16 protein-coding genes are annotated in these 15,029 nt (G+C 65.6%); 10 read left to right on the top strand and 6 right to left on the bottom strand.

Annotation, left to right across the window (positions count from 1 at the left end; translation table 11 throughout):
- Positions 1–294: 294 nt before the first annotated feature.
- The 3 genes from WA965_RS14400 to WA965_RS14390 all read right to left on the bottom strand — a co-directional run bounded on the left by WA965_RS14400 (position 295) and on the right by WA965_RS14390 (position 4,572).
- Positions 295–1,761, bottom strand: coding sequence for a FadD3 family acyl-CoA ligase (locus tag WA965_RS14400; protein ID WP_526296486.1), 1,467 nt, complete (start codon positions 1,759–1,761; stop codon positions 295–297).
- A complete protein-coding gene (locus tag WA965_RS14395) occupies positions 1,758–2,948 on the bottom strand; it encodes an amidohydrolase family protein (RefSeq protein ID WP_526296484.1) in 1,191 nt (396 codons plus the stop codon). Before WA965_RS14395 ends, WA965_RS14400 begins: the two co-directional genes overlap by 4 nt.
- Before the next feature lie 67 nt (positions 2,949–3,015).
- Complete coding sequence (locus WA965_RS14390) at positions 3,016–4,572, bottom strand: AMP-binding protein (RefSeq protein WP_526296482.1); 1,557 nt, start codon at positions 4,570–4,572, stop codon at positions 3,016–3,018.
- A gap of 80 nt (positions 4,573–4,652) precedes the next feature.
- On the opposite strand from WA965_RS14390, the gene WA965_RS14385 reads away from it, so the two are divergent.
- The 7 genes from WA965_RS14385 (at position 4,653) to WA965_RS14355 (ending at position 9,576) form a co-directional block, all read left to right on the top strand.
- On the top strand, positions 4,653–5,372 hold the full coding sequence (locus tag WA965_RS14385; protein ID WP_526296480.1) for an enoyl-CoA hydratase/isomerase family protein: 720 nt from the start codon (positions 4,653–4,655) through the stop codon (positions 5,370–5,372).
- 83 nt (positions 5,373–5,455) lie between these two features.
- On the top strand, positions 5,456–5,896 hold the full coding sequence (locus WA965_RS14380) for a Zn-ribbon domain-containing OB-fold protein (protein ID WP_526296498.1): 441 nt from the start codon (positions 5,456–5,458) through the stop codon (positions 5,894–5,896).
- Between the two features lie 11 nt (positions 5,897–5,907).
- The gene (locus WA965_RS14375; RefSeq protein ID WP_526296478.1) at positions 5,908–7,068 is read left to right on the top strand and encodes a thiolase family protein; all 1,161 of its coding nucleotides are present in this window, start codon (positions 5,908–5,910) and stop codon (positions 7,066–7,068) included.
- A 106-nt stretch (positions 7,069–7,174) separates the two neighbouring features.
- Positions 7,175–7,930 carry a hypothetical protein gene (locus WA965_RS14370; RefSeq protein WP_526296476.1) on the top strand — a complete coding sequence of 252 codons (756 nt, stop codon included), beginning with the start codon at positions 7,175–7,177 and terminating at the stop codon, positions 7,928–7,930.
- Positions 7,927–8,685 (top strand): hypothetical protein, encoded by a 759-nt coding sequence (locus tag WA965_RS14365; RefSeq protein WP_526296474.1) that lies wholly within the window; start codon positions 7,927–7,929, stop codon positions 8,683–8,685. The genes WA965_RS14370 and WA965_RS14365 overlap by 4 nt, the downstream gene beginning before the upstream one ends.
- Positions 8,686–8,765: 80 nt before the next feature.
- The gene (locus WA965_RS14360) at positions 8,766–9,278 is read left to right on the top strand and encodes a cytochrome c oxidase subunit 3 (RefSeq protein WP_526296497.1); all 513 of its coding nucleotides are present in this window, start codon (positions 8,766–8,768) and stop codon (positions 9,276–9,278) included.
- Between the two features lie 4 nt (positions 9,279–9,282).
- Positions 9,283–9,576: a cytochrome C oxidase subunit IV family protein gene (locus WA965_RS14355; RefSeq protein ID WP_526296472.1), complete on the top strand. Its 294-nt coding sequence runs from the start codon at positions 9,283–9,285 to the stop codon at positions 9,574–9,576.
- On the opposite strand, the gene WA965_RS14350 is transcribed toward WA965_RS14355, so the two are convergent.
- A complete protein-coding gene (locus WA965_RS14350) occupies positions 9,564–10,187 on the bottom strand; it encodes a TetR/AcrR family transcriptional regulator (RefSeq protein WP_526296470.1) in 624 nt (207 codons plus the stop codon). The two genes, WA965_RS14355 and WA965_RS14350, sit on opposite strands and share 13 nt — an antisense overlap.
- 146 nt (positions 10,188–10,333) lie before the next feature.
- Here WA965_RS14350 and WA965_RS14345 point away from each other — a divergent pair, with 146 nt between their 5' ends.
- Both WA965_RS14345 and WA965_RS14340 read left to right on the top strand, forming a co-directional pair.
- The gene (locus tag WA965_RS14345) at positions 10,334–11,614 is read left to right on the top strand and encodes a cytochrome P450 (RefSeq protein ID WP_526296468.1); all 1,281 of its coding nucleotides are present in this window, start codon (positions 10,334–10,336) and stop codon (positions 11,612–11,614) included.
- Between the two features lie 134 nt (positions 11,615–11,748).
- Entirely contained in the window at positions 11,749–12,189 is a 441-nt protein-coding gene (locus tag WA965_RS14340; protein WP_526296467.1) for an Rv2576c family protein, read from the top strand.
- On the opposite strand, the gene WA965_RS14335 is transcribed toward WA965_RS14340, so the two are convergent.
- On the bottom strand, positions 12,190–12,618 hold the full coding sequence (locus WA965_RS14335) for a hypothetical protein (RefSeq protein WP_526296465.1): 429 nt from the start codon (positions 12,616–12,618) through the stop codon (positions 12,190–12,192).
- 79 nt (positions 12,619–12,697) lie between these two features.
- Here WA965_RS14335 and WA965_RS14330 point away from each other — a divergent pair, with 79 nt between their 5' ends.
- A complete protein-coding gene (locus WA965_RS14330) occupies positions 12,698–13,216 on the top strand; it encodes an Rv2253/PknI dimerization domain-containing protein (RefSeq protein WP_526296463.1) in 519 nt (172 codons plus the stop codon).
- Between the two features lie 39 nt (positions 13,217–13,255).
- Here WA965_RS14330 and WA965_RS14325 read toward each other — a convergent pair whose 3' ends face one another.
- The gene (locus WA965_RS14325) at positions 13,256–14,860 is read right to left on the bottom strand and encodes an MCE family protein (RefSeq protein ID WP_526296461.1); all 1,605 of its coding nucleotides are present in this window, start codon (positions 14,858–14,860) and stop codon (positions 13,256–13,258) included.
- Positions 14,861–15,029 lie beyond the last annotated feature (169 nt).

The raw sequence follows: 15,029 nt of genomic DNA, 5'->3' as shown, positions 1-15,029 counted from the left end.
CGCCTCCGCCTCGGCGGCCTCGGCTTCCGCCTCGTCGGCCAAAGCACGAGCGTCGTCCCCGTTCGGCGCGCGGTCTGTGTCCTGCGGCGGCTGATCGACGGGGTCGGCGTCGATCACCGAATCGCGGCGCCTGAAAGACGGCACACGGACCTCCTTGTCTGCTGCGTCCATACGCAGGTACGCGATGAGAACGTCATTCTTCTTTTTTGCGTATCGACTTCACGATACCCCTGCTTCACAGGTCCGGACCAAGGCCTCGTCTGCGGAAATACTATTCACACGCTGTGCGAACGCTCAGCGGCGATGGTCCTGCAACTTGTCTTTCATCACCTTGCCGGTGGCGTTCAACGGCAACTCGTCGAGGAACTCTACATACCGAGGCACCTTGAAACCGGCCATTCGGTCGCGACTCCAGGCGATGAGTTCCTCGGCGGTCAGAGCGCCGCTGTCGTTCGTCGGCTTGGCCACGACGAACGCCTTGCCCACCTGACCCATCCGCTCATCAGCCACCCCGATCACGGCGGCCTGCGCGACCGCCGGGTGCTCGAGGAGGAAACCCTCGATCTCGGCGGGATAGGCGTTGAAACCCCCGACGATGAACATGTCCTTCTTGCGTCCCACGATGCGCAGGCGACCCGCGTCGTCGACCGTGCCGAGATCACCGGTGTGCAGCCAACCGTCGGGGTCGATCGCCTCGGCCGTGGCGGCCGGGTCGTCGAGGTACCCCTGCATCACGGTGTAACCGCGGACCAACACCTCGCCGTCCTCGGCGATGCGCATCTCGACGCCGTCGCAGGCCACCCCGGCGGTGGTCGCGATGTCGGTGAACGAGTCCCCCGGCCGCGACAACGTCACCGTCCCCGCCTCGGTGAGGCCGTACCCCGTCGCCAGGGTCTGGAACGGCAACTCCTCGTGCACCCGTCGCACGAGTTCGACGGGGATGTCGGCGGCGCCGGTGACACCCGCGCGAAGCGTGGCCAACGCGGCCTTGTCCTCGACGGCGAGCAGCGAGTGGTACAGCGTGGGCGGCCCCGGCAACATCGTGACCCGCTCTGCTGCAATGAGTTCCACAACCCGGTCGACATCGAACACCGGTACCGGCAGCATCGTCGCACCCCGGATGAACGACGCGATCAGGCCGGCTTTGTAGCCGAAGGTGTGGAAGAAGGGGTTGACCATCAGGTAGCGGTCCCCCTGGCGCAGGTCCGCCAGATCGCACCACTCCTCGTACAGACGCAGATTCTGCAGGTGATTCATCATCACACCCTTGGGGCGCCCGGTCGTGCCCGAGGTGAAGATGATGTCGGAGATGTCGGTGCCCTCGACGGGACGACTGAACGGGGTTCCGCTGGAGAGGAAGTCGGACTTCAGGTCGATCACCGGCACATCCCCTGGCGCAGTGTGTTCCACACCGAGGAAGCCCTGCTGGACCAGCACGGCCTTGGCCCCGCTGCGGCTGATGATGTCGGCCGCCTCGTCGGTCTTGAACCTCGTGTTGACGGGAACCAACACCCCGCCGGCGGTGATCAGACCGAACGCGGCGATGATCCATTCGGCGCTGTTGGGCGCCCACACGGCGACCCGCTCGCCCTGCGCGATTCCCAGGTCGGCGAACGCGCCTGCGGCGCAGCCGATCCGGCTCACCAGATCGGCGAAGGTCAGGCGCAGCGGACCGTCGACGACTGCTTCTGCGTCGCCGAACCGGTCCGCCGCGCTGGTGACCAATTCGGGGAGGGTCTCCCAACGAGGCTGGTAGGTCACGTCGTGACGAGGCGCCCCAGGTTGCCACCCATGATCTTCGCCTGATCCTCGAGGGCAAGATGCTCGAGCGCGGTCACGTAGTGCGTGGGCTCCGCGAGCCCCTCAGGATGCGGCCAATCGGAGCCGTAGAGCACCTGGTCGACGCCGATCAGGTTGATCAGATCGTCGATGCCCTCTTCGTAGAAGGGGCTGACGTAGATGCGGTTCTTGATCTCTTCCATCGGGTTGCCCAGGAAGGCCTCAGGCGCCTTCTTCCAGACCTCGGCCATCGAGTCCAGCAGCGGGAACATCCACTTCGATCCCGCTTCGACGATTCCGACCTTCAGCGTCGGGAACCGGAACAGCGCACCGTGGATCACCCAGGAAGCGACCGCGTCCTGGATCGGACGCCACTCGTTGAGGATGCCCATCGCGTTGGTCTGGAAGGGCAGCATCTCCTGGGCGCCACCGTCCCATTCAGAGGTGTAGCGCGAGTAACCGCTGTCGCTGGAGTGCATTCCGACGAAGATGTCGTACTCGACGCACTTCTGCCAGAACGGGTCGAACTCAGGCAGCGCGAACGAACGCGGACCGCGGAATCCGGGAACCGGTGCGGGACGGATCAGGATGGCGCGTGCGCCGCGCTTGACCGCCCATTCCAGCTCCTCGATCGCCTTCTCCACGATGGGCAGGGTGATGACAGGGGTGGTGAAGATGCGGTTCTTGTAGTTGAAGCCCCACACCTCGTCCAGCCACTCGTTGAGGGCGTGCACGATGACGTGGATGGCCACCGGGTCGTCGCTGAGGCGCTCCTCGATCAGGCTGGCCAGCGTCGGGAACATCAGCGTGCGGTCCAGGCCCAGTTCGTCCATCTTCTCGAGGCGGGGACCGGGCTCGAAGAACGCCGGGATCGCCTTCATCGGCTCGCCGAACAGTTCACGCTTGCTCTTGCCGTCGGGGTTGCCGAACTTGAAGTACTCCTCCCAGGCGCCCGGCTTGGCGACCACCGAGAAGGTGGGGTTCGGGATGTAGTTGCTGATCTGGCCACGCAACGCGATCTTGGTACGGCCGTTGATCTCGACGTACTGGACGACGTCCTTGTACTCCTTGGGGAGGAACTTCGTCAGCGCCTCCGGCGGCTCGTAGAGATGGTTGTCCGCATCGAACAGCGGAAACGGGATGTCGACCCGGTGCGAAAGTTGACCCATGAAACTCTCCTTATCGTCTTGGGAGAATCTTATTCTCATAAGTGTTCGATCGCAATGAGCGGGTGGGCTAACCGGAGCGGGCCCGCAGCCCCTCATCCGCCACGAGCCGGCGAATGGCGTACTTCTGGACCTTGCCGCTGGCCGTCCTCGGGTAGTCGTCGACCTGATGGAGTTCTTCGGGCCATTTCTGCCGTGCCACGCCGGCCTGGGCGAAGTGCTCGCGTACATCGTCGACCGTCGGCATCACCTGCCCGGCCCGGATGCGCAGAACCGCGGCGGTCCGCTCTCCGAGCCGCTCGTCGGGTGCTGCGACGACGACGGCCTCGGCGACCGCCGGCATGGCCAGCAGCACCTCCTCGACCTCGAGAGCACTGATGTTCTCCCCGCCGCGGATGATCACGTCGGACTTGCGGTCGGTGATCGTCAGGTATCCGTCGCCGTCCAGCACGCCCACATCACCCGTGTGATACCAGCCTTCGTCGTCGAACGCGACGGCGGTCAGGTCGTCGTCGGTGTAACCGAGGCACAGATCGGGTCCACGCGAAAGGATCTCGCCGTCATCGGCGATCCTGATCTCGACGCCAGGACGCGGATTGCCGTCGGTGTAGAGGCGCTTGTCCTCCGGTGCCTGCGGACCCGAACCGGTGATAGACGGATGCTCGGTGCTGCCGTAGGACCGGAAGACGAACATGCCCAGGTCGGCCAGCCTCCTGGTGACCGCCGCGGGCACGGTGGATCCCCCGAGACCCACCGTGGTGAACAGCCGTCGGTGCTCGTCGGTGCAGTCGGGATGGTCGAGCAGGCTGGTGACGAAGTACGGCGGCCCCCCACCGATCGACATACCGTCGGACTTCATCAAGGCGAGGACCTTCTCCGGATCCCAGACATCGACCAGATCTATCGGGGCGCCCTCGAGCACAGGGATGAGGAAGGCACCGACCATTCCGATGAAGTGTCCGACCGGCGTGGCCGTCAGCTGCCGGCCGCGGTCGGGCGGATAGTTCGCCAGCAGTTGGCGCGTCTCACAGGTCAGCGTCTGGTGGCTGTGGACGACACCCTTGGGTGCGCGGGTGGTGCCCGACGTGAACGCGATCAGCGCGGGGCCGCCCGGATCGGTCTCGACCGTGCCGGCGAGCGGTTCGCCGTCGAGCAGTTCATCAAAGCTCTCGGTGCCGACGAGTCCGACGATCGGGACGTCGGCGCACAGATCGGGCTGATGGTGCATCCGGCCGAACTCCGCAGCGGTGATGAAGACCTTGGGCCGCGCGCTGCCCAGGATGTGGGTGAGCTCGCTGCGGCCGTAGAAATGAACGATCGGCACGATCACCGCACCGAGGAAGGAGGCCGCCCAGAACGTGATCGCGGCCTCGCGCCAGTTGGGCAGTTGAATCGCCACGACATCGCCGGGGCGGACACCCCGCGACCACAGGCCGGCGGCCAACCGACGTGCGTCGCGTTCGACGTCACCGAAGGTGCCGGCGTAGGGGCGAACCTCCGAATGCACGGCGAAGCCGACGTCCGGGTTGTCCCTCAGTCCCTGCGCGAGGAGATCCCCGAGGGTCTCCTGGGTCCACCACCCCTCTTGCTGGTAGAGATCTATCAGCTCAGCAGGGATTCTCCGCATGTCTGGCGCCACCTCCGGTTCGGAAGGCGATGCTATTCTCCGCCCACGAGAATGCCAATACCGAGAATGGAGAACGGGAGATGGTCGACCTCGAAATCGACGACGACGGTTTGGCGGTCATCACCATCGACCGGCCGCAGGCGCGCAATGCGATCTCGCTGGAGACGATGGACCAGCTCGAGACGGCCCTCGACGGCGCCGAGGGGGCGGCCGCGCTGGTTCTGACCGGGGCGGGCGATCGCGCCTTCGTCTCGGGCGGCGACCTCAAGGAGCTCAGCGCGTTGCGCACCGAGGCGCAGGCGGCCGCGATGGCCTTCCGGATGAGATCGATCTGCGACCGTATCGCCGGCTTCCCCGCTCCGGTGGTGGCAGCGCTCAACGGCCACGCACTGGGTGGCGGTGCCGAATTTGCGGTCGCCGCCGACATCCGCGTCGCATCCGACGACATCAAGATCGGTTTCAACCAGGTCGCCCTCGCGATCATGCCGGCGTGGGGCGGCGCCGAACGATTGGTGAGCCTGGTCGGCTACAGCAGGGCACTGCTGCTGGCCGGCACCGGGCGCATCGTCGAGGCTGCCGAGGCCGAGCGGATCGGGCTGATCGATCAAGTGTTTCCCCGGGCATCCTTCGACGAGCAGTGGCACGCCATCGGACGGTCGCTGGCCGCCGCGCCGGCCGGCGAGGTCAAACGCGTGATGCGCGGAGTTCCGACAACCGAGGCCGTTGCGGCCTTCGCCCGGCTCTGGGTGTCCGACGAACACTGGGCTGCGGCGGACAAGGTGATGAACCGCGCCAGATAGGCCCGCCCACTCGCCGTACGACGAACGGCGCCGACACCGTCTGTCCCCATGATTCTCTCTGGACGAGAACGCCATTTCCGATTATCGTCAACGTCGTGTCGACATCGCAGCGGGCGCTCGCGCCCGAAATATCCACCTGGCCGGCGGACAATCCGCAGCTGATCGGCAGCAAGTGTGACAGCTGCAGCGCTGCCACCTTTCCCGTACAGCAGCGCTGTCCGCGATGCAGTTCGGGATCCATGTCGGAGCTCCTCCTCCCCCGCACCGGGACGTTGGTCGCATGGACCACGCAGGGGTTTCCGCCCGGCGCACCGTACGCGGGGCCCACCGGCAAGGAATTTGTGCCTTTCGGCGTCGGGCTGGTGCAGCTCGATGACGTGATCCGGGTCGAGGGTCGGCTCACCGAAAACGACCCGGCGAAGCTGGAGTTCGGTCAGGCCGTCGAGTTGACGATGATCCCGTTCACCACCGACGCCGAGGGTAACGAGGTCGTCACCTTCGCATTCCAGCCGGCCAGCAGCTAAGGGACTGAACAATGAGCAACTCCAACTCCGCCAACGATGTCGCGATCATCGGCGTGGGCCTGCATCCGTTCGGCCGGTTCGACAAGACCGCCATGGAGATGGGCGCCGAGGCGATCGATCTGGCGCTGGCCGACGCCGGTGTCGGCTGGAAGGACATCCAGTTCGGCTTCGGCGGCAGCTACGAGGTGTCCAACCCCGACGCGGTCACCCGACTGGTCGGCCTGACCGGCATCACGTTCACGAACGTCTTCAACGCCTGCGCCACCGCGGCATCGGCCATACAGCAGACGGCCGACACGATCCGCCTGGGCAAGTACGACATCGGGATCGCGATCGGACTGGACAAGCACCCCCGTGGCGCGTTCACCGACGACCCCGCCAAGCTCGCGCTGCCGCAGTGGTACGCCGAGAACGGCCAGTTCGTCACCACCAAGTTCTTCGGCATGAAGGCCAACCACTACCTCCACAAACACGGTATCTCCGAGGAGACGCTGGCGCGGGTCGCCAACAAGAACTTCCGCAACGGCGCGCTGAATCCGAATGCGTTCCGCCGCAAGGAGATCTCCGTCGACGAGATCATGGCGTCGCCGGTGCTGAACTATCCGTTGCGCCAGTTCATGTTCTGCGCACCGGACGAGGGTGCGGCCGCGGTCATCATGTGCCGCGGCGACCTGGCGCACAAGTACACGGCCAAGCCGGTGTTCGTGCGCGCCAGCGAGATTCGCACACGGACGTTCGGCGCGTACGAGGTGCACGCCACGTCCGCGCCGCTCGACGAGGATCCCTCGCCGACGGTGTTCGCCGCCAAGGCCGCCTACGAAGCGGCGGGCATCGGCCCCGAGGACGTCGACGTCGCGCAACTTCAGGACACCGACGCCGGCGCCGAGGTCATCCACATGGCCGAGACGGGCCTGTGCGCCGACGGCGAGCAGGAGAAGCTGCTGGCCGACGGTGCTACCGAGATTCACGGTGCCATCCCGGTCAACACCGACGGCGGTCTGATCGCCAACGGTGAGCCGATCGGCGCCTCGGGCCTGCGACAGGTGCACGAGCTGGTCCGCCAATTGCGCGGCGCAGCCGGGGACCGGCAGGTTCCGGGCGAGCCCCGTGTCGGCCTCGCCCAGGTCTACGGCGCGCCCGGCACCGCCTCGGCGACCATCCTCTCGCTCTGACAGCCACGCCCCGGCGGCGCGTCTGGATGTTCGGTTGCCGATCGGCTACTCTCTGCTGAGTAGCCGATCGACAACCGGCGCAGAGCGACGAATTGGGGTGTGCGGGATGCAGATTCTTGCCGAAGCCGAGGACCTGCCGAAGACGGCGAACATCAGGACACAACTGGTGGCCCTGTGGACGACTCCCATTGTCGTCGTGATCCTGATCGTCGCGTTCGTCGCCTTTCCCGGCTTCCTCCCGCCGATGTCGCCGTCGATGTCCGCCGACGAGGTCGCCGCGTTCTACGCGGACCACACCGCGATGATCCGGTTCAGCATGATCACCTACAACCTGTGCGCGATCATGCTGCTGCCGTTCTTCATGGTGATCGTCGTCCAGATGAAGCGGATGGCGGCTCAGAGTCACGCGCTGGCCTACTGCTATCTGACGGCGGTGGTCAGCGGCGCCACCATCTTCGCGCTGGCCAACATCTTCTACCTCGTTGCCGCCTACCGCCCCGACCGCAGCCCGCAGCTTCTGCTGCTTCTCAACGACCTGGCCTGGATCACGCTGGTGGCCCCCGTCGGCATGCTGGTGGCACAGAACCTGCTCCTCGGCCTCGCCGTGTACTTCGACACCAGCGCGCACGCCGGCCCGACTCCCGTATTCCCGCGCTGGGTAGGTCATTTCGCGGTCGCGACCGGGTTGGCGATGGCGCCGGCCGCCGCGGCCGCGGTCTTCCGGACCGGCCCGCTGGCCTGGGACGGTGCGATCTCGTTCTGGCTGCGCGTCGTCGCCTTCGCCCTGTTCGTCGTCGTCATGTTCTTCGTGCTCCGCACGACGCTGCATCGGCAAGCGATCGAGGAGGGCGTCGCCCGATGAGCACGGTTGTCACACCCGAGGCGGACACCCCGGCGACCGGATCTCGGCCTGGTCCGGCGGGCAAACGCGACCTGTGGATCATCTTCTCGATCGTGCCGGCGTTCTACGCCGCGTTCGGGGCGATCTTCTTCCTGCTGGCACGGGTCATGCCGCCACCGCGGCCCGACGTCACCACCGAGCAGAAGGTCGAGTTCTTCGCCGCGCACACCACGACGATCCAACTCGGTTTCGGGCTGTTGATCCTGATCATCGGCGGCGCCGGGGTCGCCAACGGCATCGTCGTCTACCACATGAAACGCATGTCGGCCGGCTCGACCATGGCGTACGTGTACATGGGCGGCATGGCCGTCGGCGCCCTCCCGGGGTGCCTGCTGGTTGCGCTCTGCTTCCTGGTGGCGACGTTCCGTCCGGACCGCGATCCCGAGGTGCTGGCACTGCTCTACGACCTGGGATGTCTCTCCTACGTCGGCTCGCTGGGCTGTTTCACCGCCGCGTACTTCGGCTTCGCCATCGCGATCCTCTACGACCGCAACAGGATCTTCCCGAAGTGGCTTGCCTACGTGACCATTTGGCAGATAGTCACCGAGATCATGGCGGCGCCGCTGTTCGTGTCGTCGGCCGGTCCGTTCTCCTGGAACGGGTCGATGTCGTTCTGGACCGGGACGGTGATCTTCGGTTTCTGGCTGTCGTGCGTGATCGTCTTCCTCAAGAAGGCGAACGAGGAACAACCCGCCGACGAAACACCGCTGCCGTGACGGAGACGACGCAGGCTCAGAACCGCACCACCAAGAGTGCGCCGACCACGCGCGTTCCCGGCGACAATGCCATCTGGGTGATGGTGCTCGGCGACCTGATCATCTTCGGGTCGTTCTTCCTGATCTTCTCGGTGCACCGCGCCATGGCGCCACAGGAGTTCCTCGAGGCACAGCAACACCTGAACCTCACCATCGGCGTACTCAACACCCTTGTGCTGCTGACGAGTTCGTGGTTCGTGGCACGCAGCGTGCTGGCGGCCCGGGGTGGCAACCACGCTGCCGCGATACGCCTGACCTACGCCGGCGGCGCCTGCGGACTGCTGTTCATCGGGATCAAGGCCTTCGAGTGGTCGACGAAGGTGGCCGAGGGCCACACGATCGTCGACAACGAGTTCTTCAGCTTCTATTACATGCTCACCGGCGTGCATCTGTTCCACGTGCTGCTCGGCCTGTTGATCCTGGGAATCGTTGTGCGGGAGTTGGGTAACCCACGCAAGAGACGCATGATGATGGTGGAGTCGAGCGCGACCTACTGGCACATGGTCGATCTTCTGTGGGTAGTGATCTTCGGCCTGTTCTACGTGATGCGGTGATGGTGTGACCACCACAGAGGTGCGCAGTGCCCGGTCGAGTCGCGCGATCACGATCGCCTGGCTGATCCTCTCGGCTATCACGCTCATATCGTGGTGGCTGGCTCCGGGCCACTCGGGAGGTCTCGCGACGGCCAGCGTGCCGATCACCGTGCTCGCGGTGCTCCTCGGATTCCTCAAGTGCCGGATGATCATCCGGTCCTTCATGGAGGTTCGCCACGCGCCTTCGTGGCTGCGCCACAGTACCGATCTGTGGCTGGTCGTGCTGTGGGCGTCGGTGTTGGTGATCTACCTCTGGTGAGCACGCCGATCGTCACGATCGACAGACAGCGGCTCGCCCTCCAGACGGCGCAGCCACTGCTCGCAGAACGCAAAGGTCTCGGCGTGGCCGGTCGACATCCCGAGCGCGCGTTCCATCACCATCATCTGCGACACGCTCGTCGCGAATATCGTCCAGACCACCGGCGGCACATCCGCAGAGTCGATTCCGTGCTGACGGAGCGCGGCGGCGATGGCCTTGTTCTGCTCGTCGCGGAAACGCTCGGCGTAGTAGGCGAGCTCTGCGCGCAGGGCCTTGCGGTGGTTGGCCAGGCCCATGAACTCCATCGTCAATCGGGTGGCCTCCGGCGCCGTGCTGAACCGCCACAGCGCCCACAGCGGTTGCGGCGACTGCAGCGCGGTGTTGAGCACCGCCAGGCCCTCCTCGGCTCTGCGGCGGAACACCGCCAGAAAGAGGTCCTCCATGGTGCGGAAGTAGTAGTGCACCAGCTGCGGTTTGAGCCCCGCCTGATCGGCGACCCGGCGTGAGGTGACCGCTGCATATCCTTCCTCGATCAGCAATTGCTCGGCAGCGTCGAGCAGCACGGTGCGATTCTTCGCATCCGGCGCACCGATCCGTCGCGGCGATGTCATGGCTACCCCCGCTCCTCACCTTGCCGTCATGCCTGCGTGTCGCTTCGATCTTGACCCTAACTCTTACACCATGCTAAGCAGGTGCTCAGCATTATCGCGTTCCAGAGAATCCCGCGATCCACACCCGTAGCCCCGGAGGCCCGCACATGAGTGACTTCGACACGATCGACTACTTCACCGATCAGTCCCTCGTGCCGGACCCGCATCCCTACTTCGACCACCTCCGGAGCAAATGCCCCGTGGTGCGTGAGCCGAACTACGGCGTGCTGGCCATCACCGGCTACGAGGAAGCCGCGACGGTCCTCAAGGATCCCGACACGTTCTCGTCGTGCATCGCGGTCGCCGGGCCGTTCCCGCCACTGCCGTTCACCCCGGAGGGCGACGACATCACCGGGCAGATCGCGGCCCACCGGTCGCAGATGCCGATGTTCGAGCACATGGTCACCATGGATCCGCCCGAGCACACCAATGCGCGTTCGCTGCTCAACCGGTTGCTCACCCCGAGCCGGCTCAAGGAGAACGAGGACTTCATGTGGCGCCTGGCCGACGAGTGTCTCGACGATTTCCTCGCGGACGGCAAGTGCGAGTTCCTGAGTGCCTACGCAAAACCCTTCTCGCTGTTGGTGATCGCCGATCTGCTCGGTGTGCCGCAAGCCGATCACGAAGAGTTCCGCACCGTGCTCGGCTCCCCACGGCCCGGCGCGGTCGTGGGATCGCTCGACCACAGCGACCTGGTCGGCCTCAACCCGCTCGAATGGCTCGACGAGAAGTTCGTCGGCTACCTCGAGGATCGCCGCGAGTCCCCCCGCGACGACGTCCTGACCGCTCTGGCAACCGCGAAGTACCCCGACGGATCCACCCCACCCGTCCTCGAGGTGGCCCGCTCCGCGACCTTCCTGTTCGCCGCCGGGCAGGAGACCACCACCAAGCTTCTCTCGGCGTCGCTGCGGGTGCTCGGCGATCATCCCGACGTCCAGGACACCCTGCGCCACGACCGCAGCCGCATTCCGGTGTTCGTGGAGGAGGCGCTGCGGATGGACGCTCCGGTCAAGAGCCAGTTCCGGCTCGCGAAGAAGAACACCAAGGTCGGCGACATGGACGTGCCGGCAGGCACCACGTTGATGGTGTGCCCCGGCGCGGTCAACCGGGATCCCGACAAGTTCGAGCATCCCCACGAGTTCGACCTCAACCGCAAGAACGTCCGCGAGCACATCGCCTTCGGCCGCGGGGTGCACTCCTGCCCCGGAGGACCGCTGGCACGCGTCGAGGGACGGGTCTCCATGGAGCGCATCCTGGACCGGATGGGCGACATCAAGATCGACGAGGACAAGCACGGACCGGCGAACGACCGCGCGTACAACTACGAGCCGACCTTCATCCTGCGGGGTCTGACCGAACTGAACATCACGTTCACCCCTATCGGCTGACCATGCGACTGCTCGCCGGAATTGCATTCCACCAGGCCCGCACTCGGGATTCCGCGAGCAGGAATGCAATTCCGGCGGTAGATGAGCCGGCCAAACCGGGGCATATCTCAAGAGGCATGTTCTAAGATTTGAAAATGCTGTTCTGCAAGCCGATTCCACCTGCCGCTATCACCGCGGTGGGCATGTTGACGGTCGGCGCGGTCGTCGCCATAGCGCCCGCCGGCGCCCAACCGGCATTGCACCACGTGCGCTACACCGTGGGCGCCAGTCAGGACATCGTGAACGCGGAGATCTACTACCGCGACGTACAACCGCCCAACTGGGCCGAGTACAGCCACAACACGTACCTCTACACCCCGAACGCGGAAGCAAATCTGGGACCGGGTCAGCCATGGGTGCTCGAAGCCATGCTGGCCGACCCCGAAGACTGGGCCATGGTGGTCGTAGGCCTGCCGGGACCCACCACTCCTGCGCTCGAGGCACCCGGCTTCGTCTGCGAGTTGCGTGTCGACGACGTTGTCGTCGCCACCGATTCGGGAACCAAAGGCGCACTCTGCTCGCTGCGCAACTGGTGACTACGGCGGAGGCGGGTTGCCTCCGCCCACCGACTGGTCGCCGCGAGCCCAATAGGCCCGGTTGTCCTTGACTACGCAGGTGAGGAAGAGCCCGTCGGGCGCTTGAGCCACCTCACCGTCGAGGCTGGGACACAGGTCACCCTCGATCTTGATCCCGTGCATCTCCGGTGACCGGAACCAACGCGGCTCGTACCTTCGCGGCGACCCGCAGAACACCAGGCGGCCCCAATCCGTCACCCCGAATACGTAATAGGTGGTGTTGTTGCAGTAGGAGCCCAGCACGATGTTGGGCGCGATCCCCGGCGTGCAATTCGGGTAGTTGCATTCGGCGCCGGGAGGCGGCGGTGGCGGTTGGGCGGCCGCGGGTGAAGCGGTCAGGACCCACGCGGGGGCGGCCAGGGCAGCCATCGCTGCGACGAGGAAACGCACTCCGCCATTTTTCCATGCGCGGGAACGAAATTCTCGTTATTGGAGAGCATTACTCCAGAAGCCGATTAGGCTGGTGCCCATGCGCGCTTTACGTGTGATGGGCGGCGTTGCCGCGACGACGCTCGCCGTCCTTGGCAGTCTAAGTGCCGCCCCCGTGGCTCAGGGGCAGGATTTCGGAGTCAACATCTCCGGCACCTGGGAGGTGTACTCCGACGGAGAGTGGGCGAGGATGAACGAGGTCAAGTTCAAACAACTGCCCGTGCGCGAAACCTGGACTGTGAACGTGCAGTGCGTGAGCCCGATCGAGTGCACTGGCGAGGCCACGAGCAGCTTGGGGTGGACGGGCACGGTACGTCTGCGGGACTACTGGTTCATCGAACACGATGTGCCCAACTGGATGCCCTGCCCCAATGGCACATTCGCCACCGGACACCAGAAGTTCATCATGTGGGGCGTGGACCGCACCGACGAGGCCCGGCTTCTGAACAACTACACGTACATGGCGGGCCGAAACGTGACGAAGAGCGACAGTGGCGCGTGCGGTGTGAACAACCCGAAGGTCATCGAACTCCCCGTATCCGCGCAGAAGGTCGCCTAGCTGAAAGCTCTGTCCGGCAACCGATAACCTGCGGCGCTCTCAGGTCGGCAGCAGATCCTTCCATGTCTTCGGTGCGGCCCCGGTCGCCACCTGCTGCAGCGCGCCGTCGGCCGTCAGATACTGCCCCGTCTCCGGGTTGTAGTGGGCAGTTGCCACCGATGGTCCGCCAGAAGCGTTGGTGCCGAACGCACTCGGCGCAACGGGCAAGGGCTGGCCGGGAACCGTCGGCTCCTGCGGTGCCGGCGGTGCGATGCCGTTCGGCATCGGCAACGGCGGCGGGACAGGGGCCAGTTCCGGTGATCCCTGCGGGGTCCCGGACGGTGCCGCGCCGGGCGGCAGCGGTGTGCCCTCCGTCGGGGCGAAGATGCGCTCTTCGAAGTCGACGCGGTCATCGAGCGGGAGCCCCTGCGAGATCAGGTTGGGGTCGAACGGATAGGGGCCGAGGAGATGGTCGCGCATCGCCAACGGTTGATATCCCTTGGGGTCATTGCAGAGTTGGACCGTGGGCGCTCGTTTTCCGGGATGCTCGAGACAGGGGTAGTTGCGGGCGCCGCGGACATTGAGCGGGGAGTCCTGCGGGAGTTTGCAGTACAGCCCGTCGGGCGTGTCGAGCGTGGTCTCGTCTTCCGGCGAGCGCCACTGTGACGGCGGCAGGAAGCCGGTGGTGCACGGGTTCGGATCGCTGATGGTCAGGGCGAAGTCGCCGGCGGGCAACCCTGTCGGGTTGTTCTTGGGCAGGCCGAACGATTGCTGCGCCGCGATGATGCCCGGGAAGATCACGAGCAACTGCTCGATGCCCGGGTTGTAGGTCAGCAGGACCTGGCTCACTGTGGTGAGGTTGGCCAGCAGGATCGGCAGGGTGGGCTTCACCTGGTCGAGCAGCGAGCTGACCTCTTGGGCAAATCCCGGCCCGCGCTGCAGAATCGCACGTAACTCCGGGTCGTTCTGGACAACCTGCGCGGTGATCCCGGACAGGCTGCGTGCCCACGTCCGGATCTCATCGGTGGTCTCAGCCTGTGACTCCAGCAGTGGACCGATATCGTCGATCAGCGTGCGGGTCTCGTCGGACGCGCCGTTGATCTCGCCGGTCAACTCGGATGCGGAATCGAGCAGGGAACCGAACTCCGGGCCGGCCCCGTCGAACGCCTTGAACGTCTCGTCGAGCAGGTCGGGAATCCGGTCCTTGGGCAGGCTCTCCACCAGCGCGCTGAGCTGATCGAGCATGGGGCCGACCTGTTGAGGAATCGTGGTGGCCGACACCGGGATTCGTGAACCGTCCTCCAGGAAGGGCCCGGAGTCGGTGCGTGGACGGAGATCGACGTACTGCTCGCCGACCGCCGAGACGCTGAGAACGTCGGCCTGGAGATCCGCCGGGATCTTCGGAGACGTGTCGAGCGACAGCGTTGCTTCCGCGCCATTCTCTGTCAACGCGACGTCGGTGACCTTGCCGATCTGCACTCCGCGGTAGGTGACGTTGCTGAACCGGTAGAGACCGCCGGACGCGGGCAGTTCCAGCTTCACGGTCAGTCGACCGACGCCAAGCAGCGTGGGGACCTGCATGTAGGTGAAGATCATCACCCCGACACCGACGATCGACGCAATCGTGAAGATGATCAACTGGTTTCGTACAAACCGGGTCATCATCAGCCACCACCTCCAGGTGTCGGTGCCACGGCGGCAGGTGGCGCCGCAGGTGCGGGCGGTTGCTCCCCGTACGGTCCGGCGAAGATCTGCGATCCCGTGATCGGCTGTGCCTGCGGCAGCCACGGCGCGGCGGGCGGCGGTGGGCTCACCGGCAGCAGCGGTCCGGTGA

This window comes from Mycobacterium sp. (assembly GCF_049683935.1).
Taxonomy (GTDB): Bacteria; Actinomycetota; Actinomycetes; order Mycobacteriales; family Mycobacteriaceae; genus Mycobacterium.
This window is presented reverse-complemented; position numbering and strand designations above follow the sequence as displayed.

Bases quoted from the DNA above. Each gene is read 5' to 3' on its own strand.
- WA965_RS14395 (WP_526296484.1), bottom strand. From the start codon at position 2,948: ATGGGTCAACTTTCGCACCGGGTCGACATCCCGTTTCCGCTGTTCGAT.
- WA965_RS14390 (WP_526296482.1), bottom strand. From the start codon at position 4,572: ATGCGGAGAATCCCTGCTGAGCTGATAGATCTCTACCAGCAAGAGGGG.
- WA965_RS14385 (WP_526296480.1), top strand. From the start codon at position 4,653: ATGGTCGACCTCGAAATCGACGACGACGGTTTGGCGGTCATCACCATC.
- WA965_RS14375 (WP_526296478.1), top strand. From the start codon at position 5,908: ATGAGCAACTCCAACTCCGCCAACGATGTCGCGATCATCGGCGTGGGC.
- WA965_RS14370 (WP_526296476.1), top strand. From the start codon at position 7,175: ATGCAGATTCTTGCCGAAGCCGAGGACCTGCCGAAGACGGCGAACATC.
- WA965_RS14365 (WP_526296474.1), top strand. From the start codon at position 7,927: ATGAGCACGGTTGTCACACCCGAGGCGGACACCCCGGCGACCGGATCT.
- WA965_RS14360 (WP_526296497.1), top strand. From the start codon at position 8,766: ATGGTGCTCGGCGACCTGATCATCTTCGGGTCGTTCTTCCTGATCTTC.
- WA965_RS14350 (WP_526296470.1), bottom strand. From the start codon at position 10,187: ATGACATCGCCGCGACGGATCGGTGCGCCGGATGCGAAGAATCGCACC.
- WA965_RS14345 (WP_526296468.1), top strand. From the start codon at position 10,334: ATGAGTGACTTCGACACGATCGACTACTTCACCGATCAGTCCCTCGTG.
- WA965_RS14340 (WP_526296467.1), top strand. From the start codon at position 11,749: ATGCTGTTCTGCAAGCCGATTCCACCTGCCGCTATCACCGCGGTGGGC.
- WA965_RS14330 (WP_526296463.1), top strand. From the start codon at position 12,698: ATGCGCGCTTTACGTGTGATGGGCGGCGTTGCCGCGACGACGCTCGCC.
- WA965_RS14325 (WP_526296461.1), bottom strand. From the start codon at position 14,860: ATGATGACCCGGTTTGTACGAAACCAGTTGATCATCTTCACGATTGCG.